This is a genomic window from Streptomyces endocoffeicus (assembly GCF_016741935.1).
Lineage (GTDB): Bacteria > Actinomycetota > Actinomycetes > Streptomycetales > Streptomycetaceae > Streptomyces > Streptomyces endocoffeicus.
Genome location: NZ_JAERRG010000033.1, coordinates 55,850 through 74,203, shown reverse-complemented (window position 1 = coordinate 74,203; position 18,354 = coordinate 55,850). Strand labels below are relative to the sequence as shown.

15 protein-coding genes and 1 pseudogene are annotated in these 18,354 nt (G+C 70.4%); 10 read left to right on the top strand and 6 right to left on the bottom strand.

Going from position 1 to position 18,354, the window contains the following annotated elements; all coding sequences use genetic code 11:
• Positions 1-63 precede the first annotated feature (63 nt).
• Positions 64-1,806, top strand: coding sequence for a pyruvate dehydrogenase (locus tag JK364_RS45755; RefSeq protein WP_201857362.1), 1,743 nt, complete (start codon positions 64-66; stop codon positions 1,804-1,806).
• A 43-nt stretch (positions 1,807-1,849) separates the two neighbouring features.
• Here the strand turns inward: JK364_RS45755 and JK364_RS45750 are convergent, their stop codons facing one another.
• Entirely contained in the window at positions 1,850-2,233 is a 384-nt protein-coding gene (locus JK364_RS45750; RefSeq protein WP_201857361.1) for an ASCH domain-containing protein, read from the bottom strand.
• Positions 2,230-3,690 carry an NsdA family TPR-like regulatory protein gene (locus JK364_RS45745; RefSeq protein WP_504942762.1) on the bottom strand — a complete coding sequence of 487 codons (1,461 nt, stop codon included), beginning with the start codon at positions 3,688-3,690 and terminating at the stop codon, positions 2,230-2,232. The genes JK364_RS45750 and JK364_RS45745 overlap by 4 nt, the downstream gene beginning before the upstream one ends.
• 440 nt (positions 3,691-4,130) lie before the next feature.
• Here JK364_RS45745 and JK364_RS45740 point away from each other — a divergent pair, with 440 nt between their 5' ends.
• The 5 genes from JK364_RS45740 (at position 4,131) to JK364_RS45720 (ending at position 9,427) form a co-directional block, all read left to right on the top strand.
• Positions 4,131-4,625 carry an RpiB/LacA/LacB family sugar-phosphate isomerase gene (locus JK364_RS45740; protein WP_307841601.1) on the top strand — a complete coding sequence of 165 codons (495 nt, stop codon included), beginning with the start codon at positions 4,131-4,133 and terminating at the stop codon, positions 4,623-4,625.
• 19 nt (positions 4,626-4,644) lie between these two features.
• Entirely contained in the window at positions 4,645-5,853 is a 1,209-nt protein-coding gene (locus JK364_RS45735) for a DegT/DnrJ/EryC1/StrS family aminotransferase (protein WP_201857360.1), read from the top strand.
• A 12-nt stretch (positions 5,854-5,865) separates the two neighbouring features.
• The gene (locus JK364_RS45730) at positions 5,866-7,665 is read left to right on the top strand and encodes a B12-binding domain-containing radical SAM protein (RefSeq protein WP_201857359.1); all 1,800 of its coding nucleotides are present in this window, start codon (positions 5,866-5,868) and stop codon (positions 7,663-7,665) included.
• Positions 7,662-8,465 (top strand): nucleoside phosphorylase, encoded by an 804-nt coding sequence (locus JK364_RS45725; RefSeq protein WP_201857358.1) that lies wholly within the window; start codon positions 7,662-7,664, stop codon positions 8,463-8,465. The genes JK364_RS45730 and JK364_RS45725 overlap by 4 nt, the downstream gene beginning before the upstream one ends.
• Before the next feature lie 77 nt (positions 8,466-8,542).
• Complete coding sequence (locus tag JK364_RS45720; protein ID WP_201857357.1) at positions 8,543-9,427, top strand: glycosyltransferase family 2 protein; 885 nt, start codon at positions 8,543-8,545, stop codon at positions 9,425-9,427.
• A gap of 21 nt (positions 9,428-9,448) precedes the next feature.
• Here JK364_RS45720 and JK364_RS56135 read toward each other — a convergent pair whose 3' ends face one another.
• Complete coding sequence (locus tag JK364_RS56135; protein ID WP_230993517.1) at positions 9,449-9,736, bottom strand: glycosyl hydrolase-related protein; 288 nt, start codon at positions 9,734-9,736, stop codon at positions 9,449-9,451.
• On the opposite strand from JK364_RS56135, the gene JK364_RS58600 reads away from it, so the two are divergent.
• The gene (locus tag JK364_RS58600; protein WP_504942755.1) at positions 9,632-10,003 is read left to right on the top strand and encodes a glycine-rich domain-containing protein; all 372 of its coding nucleotides are present in this window, start codon (positions 9,632-9,634) and stop codon (positions 10,001-10,003) included. The genes JK364_RS56135 and JK364_RS58600 overlap by 105 nt on opposite strands.
• 381 nt (positions 10,004-10,384) lie before the next feature.
• Positions 10,385-10,525: pseudogene (locus tag JK364_RS57285) on the top strand (hypothetical protein); the annotation flags it as partial.
• A gap of 171 nt (positions 10,526-10,696) precedes the next feature.
• Here the strand turns inward: JK364_RS57285 and JK364_RS45695 are convergent.
• Positions 10,697-13,900, bottom strand: coding sequence for an alpha-mannosidase (locus JK364_RS45695; protein ID WP_201857355.1), 3,204 nt, complete (start codon positions 13,898-13,900; stop codon positions 10,697-10,699).
• Between the two features lie 265 nt (positions 13,901-14,165).
• On the opposite strand from JK364_RS45695, the gene JK364_RS45690 reads away from it, so the two are divergent.
• On the top strand, positions 14,166-14,582 hold the full coding sequence (locus tag JK364_RS45690) for an ATP-binding protein (RefSeq protein WP_201857354.1): 417 nt from the start codon (positions 14,166-14,168) through the stop codon (positions 14,580-14,582).
• A gap of 177 nt (positions 14,583-14,759) precedes the next feature.
• On the opposite strand, the gene JK364_RS45685 is transcribed toward JK364_RS45690, so the two are convergent.
• Positions 14,760-15,920 (bottom strand): DUF2637 domain-containing protein, encoded by a 1,161-nt coding sequence (locus tag JK364_RS45685; RefSeq protein WP_201857353.1) that lies wholly within the window; start codon positions 15,918-15,920, stop codon positions 14,760-14,762.
• 374 nt (positions 15,921-16,294) lie between these two features.
• Between JK364_RS45685 and JK364_RS45680 the strand changes: the two genes are divergently transcribed.
• Positions 16,295-16,957, top strand: a complete 663-nt coding sequence (locus JK364_RS45680) for a GntR family transcriptional regulator (RefSeq protein WP_230993531.1) — start codon at positions 16,295-16,297, stop codon at positions 16,955-16,957.
• A 425-nt stretch (positions 16,958-17,382) separates the two neighbouring features.
• Here JK364_RS45680 and JK364_RS45675 read toward each other — a convergent pair whose 3' ends face one another.
• Positions 17,383-18,195 carry a hypothetical protein gene (locus JK364_RS45675; protein ID WP_230993530.1) on the bottom strand — a complete coding sequence of 271 codons (813 nt, stop codon included), beginning with the start codon at positions 18,193-18,195 and terminating at the stop codon, positions 17,383-17,385.
• Between the last annotated feature and the right edge of the window lie 159 nt (positions 18,196-18,354).

Sequence of the window (18,354 nt, the reverse complement as noted above, 5' to 3'; positions counted from 1 at the left end):
AGGTGGCGGACAACCGTCACCCACCCCATCGACCCTGGACGACGAGAGGGATGAGGGCGCGCGATGGCCAAGCAGACCGTGGCGGAGCAGTACGTGGACATCCTGGTGCGCGCCGGTGTGCGGCGGCTGTACGGCGTGGTCGGCGACAGCCTCAACCCCGTGGTGGACGCGGTCCGCCGCAACGCCGCGATCGACTGGATCCAGGTGCGGCACGAGGAGACCGCCGCCTTCGCCGCCGGTGCCGAGGCGCAGCTCACCGGGTCCCTCGCCGCCTGCGCGGGCTCCTGCGGCCCCGGACACGTCCATCTGATCAACGGGCTCTACGACGCCCACCGCTCGATGGCCCCGGTCATCGCGCTCGCCTCGCACATCCCCAGCAGTGAGATCGGCACCAGCTACTTCCAGGAGACCCACCCCGAGCGGCTGTTCCAGGAGTGCAGCCACTACTGCGAGCTGATCTCCCACCCCCAGCAGATGCCCCGTGTCCTGCAGACCGCCGTGCAGCACGCGATCGGCCGCAGCGGGGTCAGCGTGGTGGCACTCCCCGGCGACATCGCCGCCCGCCCGGCGCCCGAGCGCGCCGAGGAGCACGCCCTGGTGACGTCCCGGCCCACCGTGCGCCCGGGCGACGCGGAGATCGACCGGCTGGCCCGTATGGTCAACGAGGCCGAGCGGGTGACGCTCTTCTGCGGCCGGGGCTGTGCCGGGGCGCACGAGGAGGTGATGGCCTTCGCCGAACTGCTGAAGGCGCCGGTGGGGCACGCCCTGCGCGGCAAGGAGTGGATTCAGTACGACAACCCGTACGACGTCGGCATGAGCGGTCTGCTCGGCTACGGCGCGGCGTACGAGGCCACCCACGAATGCGATCTGCTGATCCTGCTGGGCACCGACTTCCCGTACGGCGCCTTCCTGCCCGCCGATGTGCGGACCGTGCAGGTGGACGTCCGCGCCGAACACCTGGGCCGCCGCTCCAAGCTGGACCTGGCCGTCTGGGGCGACGTCCGGGAGACGCTGAGCTGCCTGACGCCGAAGGTGCGCCCCAAGACCGACCGCCGTTTCCTCGACCGGATGCTGAAGAAGCACGCCGACGCGCTGGAGGGCGTGGTCAAGGCCTACACCCGCCGGGTCGACAAGCACATTCCGATCCACCCGGAGTTCGTGGCGTCGGTGCTGGACGAGGAGGCCGCCGAGGACGCGATCTTCACCGTGGACACCGGGATGTGCAATGTGTGGGCCGCCCGCTATCTGTCCCCCAACGGCCGCCGCCGGGTGATCGGCTCCTTCACCCACGGCTCGATGGCCAACGCGCTGCCGCAGGCGATCGGCGCCCAGTTCATGGACCGCCGCCGCCAGGTGATCTCGATGTCCGGCGACGGCGGATTCACCATGCTGATGGGCGACTTCCTCACCCTCGTCCAGTACGACCTGCCGGTGAAGGTGATCCTCTTCAACAACTCCGCGCTGGGCATGGTCGAGCTGGAGATGCTGGTCTCGGGCCTGCCCGCGCACGGCACGGGCTACCACAACCCCGACTTCGCGCAGATCGCCCGCGCCGCCGGGGTGTACGGCGAGCGGGTGGAGAAGCCCAAGCGGCTGCGGTCCGCGCTGCGCGCCGCACTGCAGCACAAGGGGCCCGCGCTCCTGGACATCGTCACGGACCCCAACGCGCTGTCCATCCCGCCCAAGATCAAGGCGGAGATGGTGACCGGCTTCGCGCTCTCGGCCGGCAAGATGGTGCTGGACGGGGGCGTCGGCAAGATGGTCCAGATGGCCCGCTCGAACCTCCGGAACGTGCCGCGCCCCTGAAGCCCGCCGAGGCCCTGTGCTCTCGGGCCCAGCGGTGCGCGGCTCAGCCGCTGGTTTCCACGAGGGCGAGATGGAGGGCGAAGACGCCGAGGGCTTCCTTCTCGCGGGGATAGATGTCGCGGATCGCGGCCATGAGCTCGTCGTGGCCCATGTCCGGTCCGCCGATCGCGCCGGGGTCCTCGGCGTCCAGCATCGCGGGGAACGAGTCGTACTGCCGTACGGCGGTGACGCGGGTGATTAGGGTGTCGTCGCCGCAGGTGATCCGCAGGGTGTCCCCTGTGGTGATCTTGCGGATCTTGGGGTAGCCGACGCGGACCTCGATGGTCTTATTGCCGCTGGCGATCAGGTCGTAGTAGGGCTTGCGGATGGTGAGGGAGTGCTCGACGGGCTGCTGGTCGTCGGTCACCGGGGTCTCCTTCGTGTTCATGCTCCTGGGCCTGCTGCTGGCGGAGATCGGCGGGCATCCGCGTCGAGGGCGTCGAGGCGGTCGCGCAGGCTCTCGACCTCGGGTCGGCGGGGATAGCGGCGGGTTAGGAAGGAGGTGAGGTCGCTGGCCCGGTGCCGGACGGAGTCGACCACGCGGGTGGAGTCGAGGGCCTGGTGCCCGAGGGCGACGGCGTCCTCGGGGGCGCCGGACAGGGCATGGGCCATGGCCAAGTCGATACGGGCGATGGCCTCCCGACTTGGAGACCGGGACGCCTTCGGGGCCGCCTTGTAGGTAGCCAGTGCGCGTTCGGCGTGTTGGCGGGCCTCCTCGGCTTGGCCGAGCCAGATGAAGGAGGTCGCCGGATACGAGGTGAGCGCATAATCCGCCAGTGGCATCACGTCCATGCCGAATCGGCGAGGCGGGCAGGTCGGCAGGGACCGATGGGCGTCCTCGGCAGCGTGGAATGCGGTGGTGAAGCCTTCTGCGTCGCCGTCGGCTGCGGCGGCGCGAGCGGCTTGGGCATGCAGCCGCACTGTCAGCGGATGTCTGGCCGGGGCCTCAGCGAGGCCCTTGGCGACCGCGAGGCGGGCCTTGTGGGGATGGTGCCCGTACAGGTTGATGGAGGCGGCGGCGTCCATTGCCCATGCGCACAGCTGACCGTTTCCGGCCTCCTGGCCGTGGACCAACGCGTCGGTGGCGAAAGCCAGACCGGCGCGGGCGTCCCCGAGATCGTGGGCGAGCCATGCTAAGAGCTCGGACAGCCACCCGGCGAACGTCAGCAGTTCGCGTTCCTGACGGTGGGTGTGGGGGGCCTTCAACAGGCGGTCGACCTTTCGCCGATAGTCCATCACCGCGTCGAAGACGGTCCGGGGTGGCTTGAGCGAGTAGGCGCGGTTGAACTCCGTGATCGCGAGGTCGAGGTGGTCCAGGGTGCCCGAGCCGAGCGAGGTGGCCTCCGCCTGCCGGGTGAACTCCATGGCTTCGGCGGCGGCCTGCTCCAGGATCTGTGCTGCGGCAACCGGGGCGGCCATAGCCAGTCCGGCAAGTTTAACCGCGTCGCGACGCTTCGTTGGCTCCACCTCCATCGGGGTCCGCGAGCCCGCGCTCGTGCTCGCCGCTTTTCCTTCGAGCAGTGTTCCATCCAGGCCGTTTCCGCTCCCAAGTGGGCTGGTCCCATCCGCTGCGGTCGGTGAATAGTCGCGGGCGAAGCCCAATTGGACGGGATTCGTGGCGAAGAGACGGCACAGCAGGTCTTGGTAGTCGGGGCTGGGCAGGACACCCGCCTCCCAGTCCTTCCACGAACGCTCGGACAAACCGACTTTGGCGAGCCCTCTGGTTTCGACGAGTTGGTGGGTGGCGGCGACAGCTCGGGCGACTGTCCATCCCTTTGCCAGGCGGCGGCACTTGAGGGGGCGGTGGCCACAGTGAGCCTCGATCTCCGCGGAAATCGTCGTCATCAGGGTCGGCGGTACGGGGTCGGGGGAGCCCGCCCGGCCCAGGGCCCGTTCGCGGAGGGCCTTCCCGCAGGAGACGTCGTGGACCGCTTTCGACTTCTGCCTCGCCTCAGATCCCATTGTTTTCCTCCCCCACAGGCACAGGACGACGTCGGATAAGCCGTCAGTACTGTCCAACGATTGCCTGCCTGCCTTGGCACGCGATCAAACCGCTCCGTAGGGGGCGGGCTGGACGCCCGCCGCAGGCGGCCGCACCGCCCATGGAAGGCAGACACCTCTCACTACCTGCGGCAACGCGAGCGGATCACTCTGATGTGACGGCGCCGCGTCCGGCCGACGGACCCTGGACGTCAGTCGGCTCCCCCGAGGGTGAGGTCAGGGGCATCCGGCCGGACGCGTCGCGCTCACACCGGCTACACCCGACTCCAGACGCAGGAGAACCCATGAGCGATAAGACCATGCCGCCCCGCCTCCGTGTGGCGATCGGAGCCGACAGGGCCGGCCAGCAGTACATGAGCGTCCTCCGCGACGACTTGCGCCAAAACGCACGCGTTGCCTCTGTCATCAACACCAGCAGCGACCACCCCGACGCCGTCACCTACCCGGTCATCGCCTGCGAGGCGGCGCGCCTGGTGGTCGAGGGCATCGTCGACCGGGCGCTCCTGGTGTGCCATACCGGCCTCGGCATGGCCATCGCCGCAAACAAGGTCCCGGGCATTCGCGCTGTCACCGCCCATGACTCGCTGTCCGTGCGGGCCTCCGTGGAGTCCAACAACGCCCAGGTCCTCGCTCTCGGCCAGGGCGTCATCGGCCTCGCAGCTGCGCGCCGACTGGCGGCCGAATGGCTGACCTACCGGTTTGAGGCCACCCCCACGACTGCCGCGAAGGTCGACGCAATCACCGCGTATGAGAACCGCCCCCGCCGCCATCTGCTCTGACGATCGAGAGACGCAACGAATGCCCACCAATCCCACCACCGTCCCCCGTTCCACTGCCGCCCTACGCTGGCCAGTCGAGCCGGCAATGGGTGGTTGGTATACGGCCGCCGAGCGCACGGCCGTCGAGTTCGCGTTCGACGATGCCGCCGACTGGCGCATGGGGTGGAAATCCGCCCCGTACACCCAGCGCTTCGAGGACGCCTTCAGCGCCCATACCGGCGCCGACCACGCCGTGGCGTTCAACTCCGGCGGTACCGCGCTCGAGATGGTCTTGCACTTCCTTGACCTCGAGCCGGGGGATGAGGTGATCTCCTGTGCGATCAACTTCGTCGGCCCGCACATCGCTGTCATTGGCCAGGGCGGGCACCTGGTCCTCGCCGAGCCGGATCCGATCACTCTCAACCTGGACCCTGCCGATACCGAACGCGTCATCACATCGCGGACGCGGGCGATTGTGGTCACGCACTGGAACGGCGCCGTTGCTGACCTGCGGCCCTTTCTAGATCTCGCCGACCGGCATCCTCACCCGGTCCATGGGCCGCCGGTCGTGATCGTGGATGCGGCGCGTGCCTGTGGCGGCCGTACCCCGTCAGGCGCCGTCGTGGGCGCCGAGGGCTGGGCCACAGTGTTCAGCTTCGAGTCGAAGAAGCTGATGACCACCTTGGGGCAGGGCGGCACGGTCACCACCAACGACTCCGCGCTGGCAGAGCGGCTGCGCTGGCTCCGCACCTACGGCGGTCGGGAGCACTGGGGCACGAACCAGATGCTGACCAAGGCCCAGGCCGCAGTGGGCCTGGTCCAGCTCTCCCGCCTGGACGAGATGAACCATGCACGTATCCGCCGTGCCCACCAGCGCACCCGGCACTTGGCCGACGTCGAGGAGCTGACGCTCCCCCCGACCTTCAACGGACGCATGCACCTGTACTACCGGCACAACCTGCTCGTGCCCGTCGCCTGGGCCGGTGAGGGCCGCGACAAGCTCATGAATACCCTGGCCGACCGATACGGGGTCGGCAGCATCATCAGCGACCCGCCGACCTACCTCGGGCACCGCCTCATCCGTGATCACATCGGCGCGCATCGCTGCCCCCGTGCGGAACAGCTCGCGGCCCGGCTGCTGTGCCCCTGCTTGCACCCCCGTATGAGCGAAGCCGACGAGACAGCCATCTGCGACGCCATCCGCCAGGCGACCGTGCACACCGCCCGCGCCCACTGCGCATCCCGCTGACAGGAGATCTCCATGACACTACTGAGCAAGGAGATCGACGCCATCCACGAGCGGGAAACGCAACTTTCCGGCCCGTACCCGTCCAAGAACCCGAACGAGCTGTTGCGGATGGTGTTCCTCTTCCCCTTCAGCCACGCCTACAGCTTGATGTGCGGCGGACCGATGGGCCTGTACGACCTGGTCAACCGCAGCCCGGGTATCCCCGCCGTGGCCGAGCGCGCCCTCCAGTACGACTGCCTCGTCCATGATGGGAACCGGCTCACCACATCCGACGGCGAGACATACCGCAGCATCGAATCCCCGCTGCCGGTCAGCGAAGCCGATGTGGTGGGCCTGTCCATGGTCAACTCCGGAGATCTCCACAGTGCCCTGCGCCTACTGGACCTGGCAGGGATCCCACGCCGTGCCGTGGAGCGGAAATCCGGTGTGCATCCCCTCGTCGTCGGCGGGAACATGGGCCTGTCGAACCCTGAGCCGATGGCCGACTACGTCGACGTCATCGCACTCGGCGAAGCCGAGCGTTCCTTGCCCGAACTGCTCCGCATCGTCCACGCCCATGACAGCGAGCCGACTGAGTGGGCACGTCTGCTGGAGCAACTCGCCCGCGTTCCTGGCCTGTATGTGCCGTCCCTGTACGAGCCCACATTCCTGCCTGGCGGCGGCATCAGCGGCATCACCCCCAGGACACGGGCAATCCCGGGACACGTGCAAGCCCAGTACCTCACTCTCGCGGAGCTGCATGATGCGCACTTCACCTACCCGATCACCGACGGCACCGCCGCAGGTATCCATCCGGTCGTCGGCTGCCGACACAGCTGCGCGTTCTGCAACCTCGGCATTCCCCCGTTCCGGCAGGCCCCCCTCGGCATGCTCACCGACTACATCGACCACCTGGAACAGCTCAAGGTCCGAACCATCATCATCAGCGCGCCGACCTTCACCCAGTACAAGCACCGCCGTGAATTGCTGGAGCACATCGGCGCCTACGCCGACCGCGCCGCCGCCGAGGGGGACAAGGTCACCACGATCATCGGCTCGATCCGGGCCGACGAGATCAGCGCCGACTACCTGAACGCCGTGACCGAACTCGGCGACTTCGGACACTTGTTCACCGAGTTGAACCTCTCCCAAGCGCGCGGCATCATCACCATCGCACCCGAGTGGGCCGCCCCCGACCTTGTGGCCCTCTATGGCAAGACGCAGACACCCGAACGCGTCGACAAGGCCATCGAGCTGTGCGGCGCCAACCGGAACATCAATACGGTCATGCTGTACTTCATCATCGGGGCTCCTGGCGAACGCGAAGACGACAGGCTCGCTATTGCCGATTACGCCCACCGCATACGTCGACTCCTCGGCCGCCCGGACGGCAGCGTGATCGTCAAGCTGCACCAGTTCATGCCCAAGCCCGGCACACCGACCCAGCGTCTGCGCATGGCTGACCCTGACGTGGTGCAGGCATACGGCGATCAGATCAGCGACCGACTGCGCAGTCTGGTCGGGAACGAGGACTTCGAGCGGTACTACCGTGTGGTGTACGGCGAGACCAGCCGCATGCGCCTGGAAGTCGTCTGCTCGCGTGGGGACCGCCGCGTCGGTCACGTCCTCGAAGACCTCTACGACGCAGGCACTGACCTGAAGACCCTCACCAAAGCCCAGCTCGCCGAGGCCATGACCCGCCACGGCCTCGACTACGACCGGCATCTGCGGCACATGGACGACGCCGTGCTCCCCTGGCACATTCTCGACCACGTCGACCGCCACGCCGAACAACTGCTCACCAGCGCCCTCACGACCAGGGAAGCCCAGTGAGCCAGACAACTTTCCCTCTCCATCCCGGTAAGCACGAGCTTCCGGCCGTGCCGGATCCGGCCGAGCACGCCGCCCGAGTGCGGGCCCGGCACCCCGGCGCCACGCTCAAACACTTTGCCGGCATCGTCATCGTCTACCAGGCCCATGTGATGGAGTACGCGCACAGGCGCTACCGCCCACGCCTGCTCAACGAGTGGATTCGCGGCGACCTTCGCATGTTCGACCACCACGGCCACACGTTCGGGCTCTGTGGCGGTTTCGGCGTTGGCGCCCCCGCTGCCGCCCTGGTCCTCGAACAACTCATCACGCTCGGCGCCACCCGCTTCGTCACCGTCGGCACCGCTGCCGCGCTCAGTCCCGACCTGCTCCCGGGGACTCTCGTGGTCTGCCGGGAGGCCCTCCGCGACGAGGGCGTGTCCCGGCACTACCTCCCTCCGACAGCCTCCATCCGGCCCTCGCCGGATCTCACCGACCACCTGGTTCGCACCATCCGCGCCACCCGGGCCCCGGCCCGCAGCGGACCCACATGGACCACCGACGCTCCCTACCGGGAGACGGAAGCCGAAGTCACCCAATACGGTGCCTCCGGGGTGCTTACCGCCGACATGGAAGCCGCCGCCGTCTTCGCCGTCGCCGCATACCGCGCGGTCCACGCAGCGGCTGTCTTCGCCGCCGCCGATACGCTCGTCAACCGGCGCCCCCACGACACTCAGACCACTCAACGGGCCCTCCGCGCCGCTCTCCCCGCCGCCTTCAGCGCCCTGCTCGCTGCGTCCACGGCACCCCGCCGGGGCCAGTAGGCTATGCGAGCAGACAGTGACGACCCGATGACGACCACCCGAACGCGGGGTGACTCGTAGGCAGTGAGGACCCTTCTGTGACCGCTGGCGCCCCGCGTCCCAAGGTCGGCGCGGTGGTGCTGACCATGAACGACCGGCCCGAGGAGTTCCCTCGGGCCATGGCCTCCCTGCTGGCTCAGCAGGGCGTCGATCTCGACGTGGTGGTCGTCGGCAATGGCTGCCGCCCTGCCCAGGTCCCCGCGGGGGTGCGCACCATCGAACTGCCGGAGAACGTCGGAATCCCCGAGGGCCGCAACGTTGGCGCCGCCGCTGTCACCGACGACCGCGACTACCTGTTCTTCTTCGACAACGACGCCGTCCTCCCAGCCGCCGACGCCCTGGCCCGGCTCGCCACCGAACTCGACTACGACGCCCGGCTCGCTTATGTACAGCCCCGCATCGTCGACCCCAACAGCGGCGTCACCCAGCGCCGCTGGGTGCCCCGGCTGAAGGCCTCCGACCCCACTCGGCCCGGCACCGTGACCGTCATGGCAGAAGGCGTCGTTTTGATCCGCCGCTCCGCCTTCCAGGCCGTCGGGGGATGGCCCGGCCACTTCTTCCTCTTCCACGAGGGCATCGACCTGGCCTGGCGACTGTGGGACCGAGGCTTCACCGGCCGTTACCTGCCCGCCGTCACCGTCCACCACCCGGCGACCACCCCGGCCCGCCACGTCACCTTCTACCGGCTCAACGCCCGCAACCGTGTCTGGCTCGCCCGGCGCAACCTCCCCCGGGTTCTCATCCCCTTCAACCTCGCCACTTGGCTCGCCCTGACCCTGTGGCGGTTCCGCGACCGCGCGGCCATCCGCGCTTCTCTGAGCGGGCTACGCGAAGGGCTGCGCGGGGGGCACGGCACCCGGGCGCCAATGAGTTGGCGGACGGTCGTCCAGCTGACTCGCTGCGGACGACCGCCCGTCGTATAGCCGTCAGGCCGTATGCGCCGGTCAGCCGCTCACCGGCCGCAGCCGCAACGTCAGGATCTGGCGCGGGTGCAGTGCCAGGGTCAGCTCGCCCGGGCCCGTGGGTGCCTCGTGCTGTGGGCGCTCCAGTAGGTCCGTCACCTCCGCGCCGAGCACCGGGAAGCCGGTGACCAGCGTGCCTGCCGCCCGGCCGCCCTGGAGCCGGACATGGCTGAGCGGATCGTCGACGAGGTCGTCAAGTTCACCGCCACGTGCGCCGCCTTCCCCCACGCTCGGCTGCGGCCGTCCCGGGTGGTCGACGAGGGCTGGCACGCCCTCATCCTTCACACCCGCGTCTACAGTGAGCTGTGCGAGGGGTTGGGCCATTTCGTGCATCACATGCCGGAGCCGCCGAACCCGTCCCGCCACGACGTGGGCGAGCTGACGCGAACCCAGGAGATGATCGCCCGGGCGGGGTTCACCGTGGATGACGCGCTGTGGCTGGCGCCGACCGACCAGAGCATCCTGGTCGCGGCCGGATGTGAGCCCGGTGGCGAGGGCACATGTACCGGCGACTGTAGCAACACGGGCCCGAACTGAGTTGACGCGCTGACAGCCCGACGCGCGGCACGTACTCTCGGCTACAGGAGGTGACCGCTATGTCGCAATGGGTGAACCCTCGTGCGGTCGACGTAGTCCGGTTCGCGAGTCGGTTCCAGGCGCCGTCAGCACTCCCGGACGATGCCTGTGGCTGCTGGGCCGGACGCAGACGCCGGTGGGGGTCGCCTCATCGATCTCGGCCCCGATTCTCGGCGACTGTGCTTGTCGGTGAGGATGGCGCGATGTATGCCGTCCCATGCAGCAGGTGCGGCGGAACGGGCGTCGTCTCGTAGGTCAGCCAGCGCCCGTCAACGGCCCCGTCCGTGCGCTTCCCCGTGGCGCCGGGCGGGGCTTCCTCGTGGCATCGAGATACGCACCTTCGTCCAGTACGACAACCCGTACGACGTCGGCATGAGCGGTCTGCTCGGCCATGGCGCGGCGTACGAGGCCACCCACGAATGCGATCTGCTGATCCTGCTCGGCACCGACTTCCCGTACGGCGCCTTCCTGCCCGCCGATGTGTGGACCTTACGGCGATTCCGGGACCGCGCAGCCCTTCGCGCCTCCCTGAGCCGGTTGCGCGAAGGGCTGCGCGGCGGCCACGGCACGCGGGCACCCATGAGCTGGCGGACGGTCGTCGAGCTGACTCGCTCCGGACGACCGCCCGTCTTGTAGCCGTCAGGCCTCAGCCCCTCACCTCACCGGCCGCAGCCGCAGCGTGAGGATCTGGTGCGGGCGCAGTGCCAGGGTCAGCCCGCCCGGACCCGTGGCCGCCTCGTGCAGCGGGCGCTCCAGCAGGTCCGTCACCTCAGCCCCGAGCACCGGGAAGCCGGTGACCAGCGTGCCCGCCGCCCGGCCGCCATGGGACTCGTACAGCCGCACCACCACATCGCCGCTGCGGTCCTCCGCGAGCTTGACCGACTCGATCGTGATCGCGGGGTTGTCCACGGACACCAGCGGCGCCCGCTCGGCCGGTCCGGCGGGGAGGGTGCGCAGCGGCAGGTTGAGGGCGAGCCCCTCGGCGACCGCCTCGGCGACGCCCGCGCCCGGCAGCAGGGCGTAGCGGAAGCGGTGGACGCCCAGGTCGGTCTCCGGGTCGGGGCTGTGCGGGGCGCGCAGCAGGGTGAGCCGCACGGTGGTGCCCAGCACCTCGCCCTCGTCCGCGTCCCCGTCCGCGCCCTCGTCCGGGCCCGAGCCTGTGCCCTCGCCCCTGCCGTGCGCCGTACGGGTCACATCGTGGCCGTACGTGGAGTCGTTGAGCACCGCCGCCCCGTACCCGGGTTCGGCGACCCGCAGCCAGCGGTGGGCGCAGATCTCGAACCGGGCCGCGTCCCAGCTGGTGTTGGTGTGGGTGGCGCGGTCCACATGGCCGAACTGGATCTCCGCGGTGGACACCTTGGCGTGGATGTCCAGCGGGAACGCCGCCTTGAGGACCTTCTCCGACTCCTGCCAGTCCACCTCGGTGGCGATGTCGAGGCGGCGGTTGCCCGCGGCCAGCGTCAGCTCCTGGCTGATGCGGGAGGCGCCGAAGGACCGTATGACCCGGACCGTGGCACGCAGCGGGCCGGACTCGATCAGCTCCACGGACTCGGCGTCGGTCAGATCGGTGTGGCTGCGGAGGTAGTGCCGGTCGATGTCCCAGGCGTCCCAGTGGTTGGGGTGGTCGGGGTGGAGCTGGAGGAGGTTGCCGCGGGCGCCGGGGGCCAGCACCTCACGGCTCGCGTCCAGGTCAAGCACCGAGGTGAGCAGCCCCTCGGCGTCGATGGTCACCCGCAGCCGGTCGTTGTCCAGGACGATGGACCGGCCGTCGCTCAGGGCGGTCACCGGCGGTGCCCCATGGGGTGCGCCGCTGGCGGCGGGCGCCTGCGGGGCGGCCCCCACGGGTGCCGCGCCCAGCCCGGCGACCCGCACCGCGACCGCCGTACGGCCCTCGTCCAGCGGCTGGACCGGGGCCCCGGACGGCAGGGCGGCCGCCGTCCGCGCGTCCAGGACGGCGATCTCCTCGCGCTCGTACGGCGAGGCGTTGAGCACGGCGGGCCCGCCGCCGCCCAGCGCGGCCACCGCCGCCGCGATGATCTCCTCCAGCTCGGCGAAGACCATCTCGTAGGTGTCCCGTGCCTCGCGGTGCACCCAGGCGATGGACGAGCCGGGCAGGATGTCGTGGAACTGGTGCAGCAGCACCGTCTTCCAGATCCGGTCCAGCTCGTCGTACGGATAGGAGTAGCCGGGCGTGTGCAGCGCGGCGGCCGTGGCCCACAGCTCGGCCTCGCGCAGCAGATGCTCGCCGCGCCGGTTGCCCTGCTTGGTCTTGGCCTGGGTGGTGTACGTGGCCCGGTGCAGCTCCAGATACAGCTCGCCCGACCACACCGGCGCCTTGGCCCCGTACTCCCGCTCGGCCTCGGTGAAGAACGCCGAAGGTGGCTGGATCTCGACGGTCGGCGAGCCCTCCAGGGAGACGAGCCGCCGCGCCTTCTCCATCATCTCGCGGGTCGGGCCGCCACCGCCGTCGCCGTAGCCGAAGGGCACCAGCGAGCGCGTGGCCAGCCCCTTGTCGGCGAAGTTCTTCTCGGCGTGGGCGAGTTCGGAGGCGCTGAACCGGGCGTTGTAGGTGTCCACCGGCGGGAAGTGGGTGAAGACCCGGGTGCCGTCGATGCCCTCCCACCAGAAGGTGTGGTGCGGCATCTTGTTGGCCTGGTTCCACGACAGCTTCTGGGTGAGGAACCACCTCACCCCCGCCAGCTTGGCGAGCTGCGGGAAGGCGGCAGTGTAGCCGAAGGAGTCCGGCAGCCAGATCTCCTCGGTGTCCACCCCCAGCTCCTCCAGGAAGAACCGCTTGCCATGCACGATCTGCCGGGCCAGTGCCTCGCCACCGGGCATGTTGGCGTCCGACTCGACCCACATCGAGCCCACCGGCGCCCAGTTGCCGTCCGCCACCGCCTTCTTGATCCGCTCCCAGATGTGCGGCTGGTGCTCCTTGACCCAGGCGTACTGCTGCGCCTGTGAGCAGGCGAAGACCAGCTCCGGGTACTCGCCCGCGAGCGCGGTGACATTGGCGAAGGTGCGGGACGCCTTGCGCACCGTCTCGCGCAGCGGCCACAGCCACGCCGAGTCGATATGGGCGTGCCCGGCCGCCGAGACCCGGTGCGCGCTGGAGTGCGCGGGACGGCCGAGGGCGTCGGTCAGCTCGGCGCGGGCGGCGGCCGCGGTGCCGGGGACGTCGTGGAGGTCGAGCGCGTCCAGCGCGTTCTCCAGGGCGCGCAGGATCTCATGGCGGCGCGGCCGGTCCTCCGGAAGCTCGTGCATCAGCTCCGAGAGCACCTCGATGTCCAGCACCAGATGCCAGACGGTCTCGTCGAGGACGGCCAGCTCGGCCGAGGCGAAACGGTACAGCGGTTCGTCCCCGGCGGTCAGCACATCGCCGAGCCGGGTCGGAACGAAGCCGTCGCGCAGCACGGACGGGTTGGCGGCGGCCTCCAGCAGCAGCCGTACGGGCTCGCCACCGGCCGCGGGGGCCGCGATCGGGATATGGCGGTTGCGCGGATGGATGCCCTTGATCGGCACCCCCTCCGCGTCGTACACCAGCCCCTCGGCCTGGAACCCCGGGGCGTCGTCGGTGAATCCGGGGTCAACGACGGCCTCCACCCGCCGCCCCGCCCAGCCCTCGGGCACCGCGCCCTCCAGCCGGAACCACCAGGTGGACCACGGGCTGCCCCAGTCCGTACCGGTGGTGAACGGCTCGTAGGTGCCCGCCAGCGCCTCCGCGACCGGCACCGGCTCACCGGGGGTGCGCCACGCGGAGAGGGTGAGCGGCACCCGGGCCGTGTACTGGGCGGGCCTGATGAACTGGCGCAGCGCGCGGTCCAGGCGCCCCTCCACCAGTGGTCGGTCGTCGTGCATCACGGCTCCTCGGTTCGAGCTCGGGGGATCACTCAGCGGATCACTCAGGGGATCACTCCCAACAGTTCCCTCGGTGTGTGGGGGGCCACACGCGGGCATGCATTTCCGTGAGCGTGTTCGACCACATTCGACGCTGGCCGCCGTCAGGGGGCGGCCGGGGCGGGGGAGGATGAAGCGTCAGCCTGTACGGCCGGGCCGGGGGATTGGATACGGTCGGCCGGATGCGAGGCCGAAGACCGCGGAGGCCGTTCCGGAGGGTGTTCCGATGGAGCGTGGCCCGGTCCTGACCAAGCGATTGGCGCACGACGATCTCGCGGCGGTGGCGCGGGTCCGCGCGGAGCTGCGGGAGATGCTGCGGCACTGGGGAGGGCCCGGCCGGGCCGATCTCGCCGAGCTGCTCACCAGCGAGCTGGTGACCAACGCACTGGTGCACACCGACCGTGGTGCGCAGGTCACGGCCTCACTGGGGGACGGGCCGGGCGCGCGCGTCACCGGGCGATTACGGGTGGAGGTGCGGGACTTCGTGTCCCGGCACCCGACGCTGCGCGGCCGGCCCGCCGAGGACAGCACATCCGGGCGCGGACTGCTGCTGGTGCATACGCTCGCGGACGCCTGGGGCGTGCGGGCGCACGGGGTGGGCAAGGTCCTGTGGTTCGAACTCGAAGCCGAGGGCGTTCCGTAGCCGCGTCCCATCGGCGCGTGACGCGGACGTCGTTGCGCAGACGTTGTGGCGCGGACGTCGTGGCGCGGTTGGCGCGTTGCGCGGACGTTGTGGCGTGTCGGCGCGTCGCGCGGTACGGATCCGCCGGGCGGCGGGCGGGGATCCGTACCCCCGCCCTGGCCGCCGCCTCAGCCCCGCTCAGCCGAAGGCGCGCTCGATCTGCGCCAGCTTCTCCTCGAGGGAGTCCAGCCGCGGGATGGTGAGGGTGTCGTCCTCGGCCGTGAGGTCGATGGTGTGCGGACGGTCGGCCTCGGCGTCCTTGTCCTTGTCACCGAAGCCGAAGCTGAAATCCCGGTCGCGGTCCTTGTCCCGCTCACGGCCCAGGTCGCCGGTCGCGGACTCGGCGCCGCCCGCGGAGCGCAGGGCGGGCCGGGCGGAGGCGGCGGCCAGCTGGGCCTGCTCCGGGGCCCCGGCGGTCTCCAGCACCTTCTCGCCTATGGCAGGCTCCGAACTGAGCTGCCCGGCCGGCGGGGTGGCGGCGGTGACCTCCACTTGACGGCCGCCGCGACGGCCCCACATCCGGTGCTGCCGGTTGATCGCCCGGAGCCGGGCCCGGTCCAGCTTCTCCTGCTCGCGGCGGCGGGAGCGGTTGTGCTCCTTCTCGCGCCGGTCCTCGCGGACCTCCTCGACCGCCTCGTCCAGCGTCCGCACGCCCTCGAGCAGCATCAGCGACCAGGCGGCGAAGGTCTCGCGCGGAGCGCGAATCCAGCGGACGACGCGGATCTGCGGCAGCGGCCGGGGCACCAGGCCCTGCTCGCGCAGCGCGGCCCGGCGGGTCTGCTTCAGGGCCCGGTCGAACAGGACCGCCGCCGAGAGCGACATGCCCGCGAAGAACTGCGGGGCGCCCGCGTGGCCCATGCCGCGCGGCGCGTGCACCCAGTTGAACCAGGCCGCGGCGCCCGCGAACAGCCACACCAGCATGCGCGAGCCGAGCGCGGCGTCACCGTGGCTGGCCTCCCGCACCGCCAGCACCGAGCAGAACATCGCCGCGCCGTCGAGCCCGAACGGCACCAGGTACTCCCAGCCGTTGGTCAGCGCCAGGTTCTCCCGCCCGAAGCCCACCAGGCCCTGGAAGGAGAGCGCGGCGGCCACCCCGGCGCAGCAGAACAGCAGAACATAGGCGGCCATCCCGTAGACGGCCTCCTTACGGCGCCGACGTTCCTCGCTGCGCTCCCAGGAGTCGGTGATGACGCTCTCGTCCTTCTTCCGTCGGCCGCGCGCGAGGACAACCGCCGCCCCCACGACGCCGGCGAGCGCCACGACGACTGGCAGAACCAGCGATATGTCGGTCAGTCTCATCCGGTGCCCCTTGATTGGCTTCATGAAGTTCTGGCCGCAGTACGGCCTACCGCGCGCGACATCCTGGCGGAATCCTGCCGGGCCTCGAGCGGTTTTGGGACAAGAGGCCGCCAAGTAGGCGGGGGGACACGCGGATAGCTGCGATGCGATCCGAACACTCGCGCTGTGCAAGCGGCTTGATTCTATTCACGGAACCCGATCGCGGGTAATCCGACCGACCGGCTTGGCGGTCGGTCTACGGTCCGTGTACGAGGCGCAACGTTACTGCGACCTTAAATGATGTTTACGGGCTTTGCCCGGGGGCGGCCTCCGCATATCGTCTTCGATGGGATGTCAGGAGGACCGGAGTGGAGCAGTCCGAAGCACAGGTGGCGATGGACCCGCTGCCCTCCTGCGGCGCGCCCGCGGCACGCAGGTCCCCGCGCCGGCACTCGGTGCGCGGCCAGATCCTGGACGCCCTGCGGGACGCGCTGGCCGGCGGTGAGCTGACCCCGGGCGAGGTGTACTCCGCGCCGGTGCTCGCCGAGCGCTTCGGCGTCTCTCCCACCCCCGTACGGGAGGCCATGCAGCAGCTCGCGGGCGAGGGCGCCGTCGAGGTGGTGCCCAACCGGGGCTTCCGGGTCGCCCGCCGCAGCGAGCGCGAGCTGGCCGAGCTCGCGGAGGTACGGGCGCTGCTGGAGGTTCCGGTGATGCTCAGCCTGGCGGAGGCGATCGCGCCCGAGCGCTGGGCCGGGCTGCGGCCCTTCGCCGAGGCGACGGCGGCGGCCGCCGTAAGGGGCGACCGGGCCGCCTACCTGGAGTCGGACCGCACCTTCCATCAGACGGTGCTCGGCTTGGCCGGAAACCAGCAGCTCGTGATCGTCGCCGATGATCTGCACCGCCGTGCGCAGTGGCCTCTGGCCTGTGGCCGGACCACCCGCACGGCTGACCTCGTCGCCGATGCGAAGGAGCACATGGCGCTTCTTGACGCCCTTGCCGCTCGCGACCTTGGCACGGTCGAATCCCTCACCAGGGCCCACTTCGTTCCGACGGTCTGAGGGCTGGGGTCTTGCTGGGGTTTGAGGGCTGAGGGCTGAGGGCTGATAGGGGGCGTCCGGTGGGTCTTGGCGCCTGCGGCGGGCTGTTCCCCTCCCCGCCCCTTCCCGAAACTGGGGCTCTGCCCCAGACCCCGCTCCTCAATCGCCGGAGGGGCTGAAGGGCCAATCGCCGGAGGGGCTGGAAGGCCAAACGGCGGAGGGGCTGGAAGGTGGGGCTCCGGCCCGGACCCCGCTGCTCGAACTCCCCCAGCTACCGCTGGGAGGTGCCCCCTGGAGGGGATGGAAGGCGGGGCTTCGCCTCAGACCTCGGGGTCCAGGGGCGAAGCCCCCGCCACGTGGCGGAGCCGTATGTCGATACGTCCCGCACCCCCGGCCGGGTTCGCCCCGGGGCACGCTGTGCTTTTCCCGGGGCGAGCCGGGGCCGGTCAGTCGGCGGTTTCCTCGGGGGACAGTTGTTCCGCGAGCCAGACGGGGACGCCGCCCAGGAGGCGGACCAGGCGGCCGGCCTCCGTGCGGAGGCGGGTGGCCTCGTCGGGGTCGGGTTCCACATCGGCCAGGGCGGCCAGCGCCGGCGCGATGCCGACCAGGTAGCCCAGCTCCTCACGGATCCGCAGCGACTCCGTGAAGCCGTGCCGTGCGTCGGGCAGATCGCCGTCCGCCTCCGCCATGGCGGCCAGGTGCCGCCAGGTGAACGAGCGCAGCAGGGTGTCGCCGTGCGCCGCCGCGCCCGCGTGGGCGCGCTGGAAGGCGGCCAGGGCGCCGGTCGGGTTGTGGGCGAGGTGCTGGGAGATCAGCCCGCGCCGGAAGTCCAGCAGCGGCCGGATCGGGGAGCCCGGTGAGAGCAGCGCGGCGGCGCGGCCGAGCGCGGTCCGCGCCTCGTCGGCCCGGTCCCGCACCCCGAGCAGCGTGGACGCGTACGCCAGATAGCCCCGCTCGCACGCGGTCGCGCCCCGCTCGGTGTCGGTGAGCGCGAGCGCCTCCGCCGCCCGCAGGGCGTCCTCGGCCGCGTCCCAGCCGGTGGAGGTGTACATGCATCGTTCGGTCAGGACGACGCTGCGCTTGAGCGCGGCCGAGGCGTCGTCCGCCGCCCGTGGGGTGAGCAGCTCGGCGGCGTCCTTCCAGCAGCCGCGCGAGCGCAGCCGCCATACCGCCGTGTCGAGTGGGTCGTCCACAAGCGGGTCGAGCCCGCGCCCCGTTCCTACCTCGGAATGGGAACCTGACGATCCAGGTGGTGACATGGCGGTGTCCGCCACATTGCCCTCCCCAAGCGCGCCATCGAGCCGGAAGCTGTGGGCGAATCTCAGCACGAATGCGCGCGCCCGGCCAAGAGGTTGGTGTGAATGAATTCACAAACCCCTGGCAAGGGTGATGTCGCGGTGGGGCACGGAGGCGCGCTC

Coding starts and splice junctions, on each gene's coding strand:
- JK364_RS45755 (WP_201857362.1), top strand. CDS start 64: ATGGCCAAGCAGACCGTGGCGGAGCAGTACGTGGACATCCTGGTGCGC.
- JK364_RS45745 (WP_504942762.1), bottom strand. CDS start 3,690: ATGACGACGATTTCCGCGGAGATCGAGGCTCACTGTGGCCACCGCCCC.
- JK364_RS45685 (WP_201857353.1), bottom strand. CDS start 15,920: ATGAGACTGACCGACATATCGCTGGTTCTGCCAGTCGTCGTGGCGCTC.
- JK364_RS45695 (WP_201857355.1), bottom strand. CDS start 13,900: ATGCACGACGACCGACCACTGGTGGAGGGGCGCCTGGACCGCGCGCTG.
- JK364_RS45730 (WP_201857359.1), top strand. CDS start 5,866: ATGACACTACTGAGCAAGGAGATCGACGCCATCCACGAGCGGGAAACG.
- JK364_RS45750 (WP_201857361.1), bottom strand. CDS start 2,233: ATGAACACGAAGGAGACCCCGGTGACCGACGACCAGCAGCCCGTCGAG.
- JK364_RS45690 (WP_201857354.1), top strand. CDS start 14,166: ATGGAGCGTGGCCCGGTCCTGACCAAGCGATTGGCGCACGACGATCTC.
- JK364_RS45735 (WP_201857360.1), top strand. CDS start 4,645: ATGCCCACCAATCCCACCACCGTCCCCCGTTCCACTGCCGCCCTACGC.
- JK364_RS58600 (WP_504942755.1), top strand. CDS start 9,632: ATGGCTGAGCGGATCGTCGACGAGGTCGTCAAGTTCACCGCCACGTGC.
- JK364_RS45675 (WP_230993530.1), bottom strand. CDS start 18,195: ATGTCACCACCTGGATCGTCAGGTTCCCATTCCGAGGTAGGAACGGGG.
- JK364_RS45740 (WP_307841601.1), top strand. CDS start 4,131: ATGAGCGATAAGACCATGCCGCCCCGCCTCCGTGTGGCGATCGGAGCC.
- JK364_RS45680 (WP_230993531.1), top strand. CDS start 16,295: ATGGACCCGCTGCCCTCCTGCGGCGCGCCCGCGGCACGCAGGTCCCCG.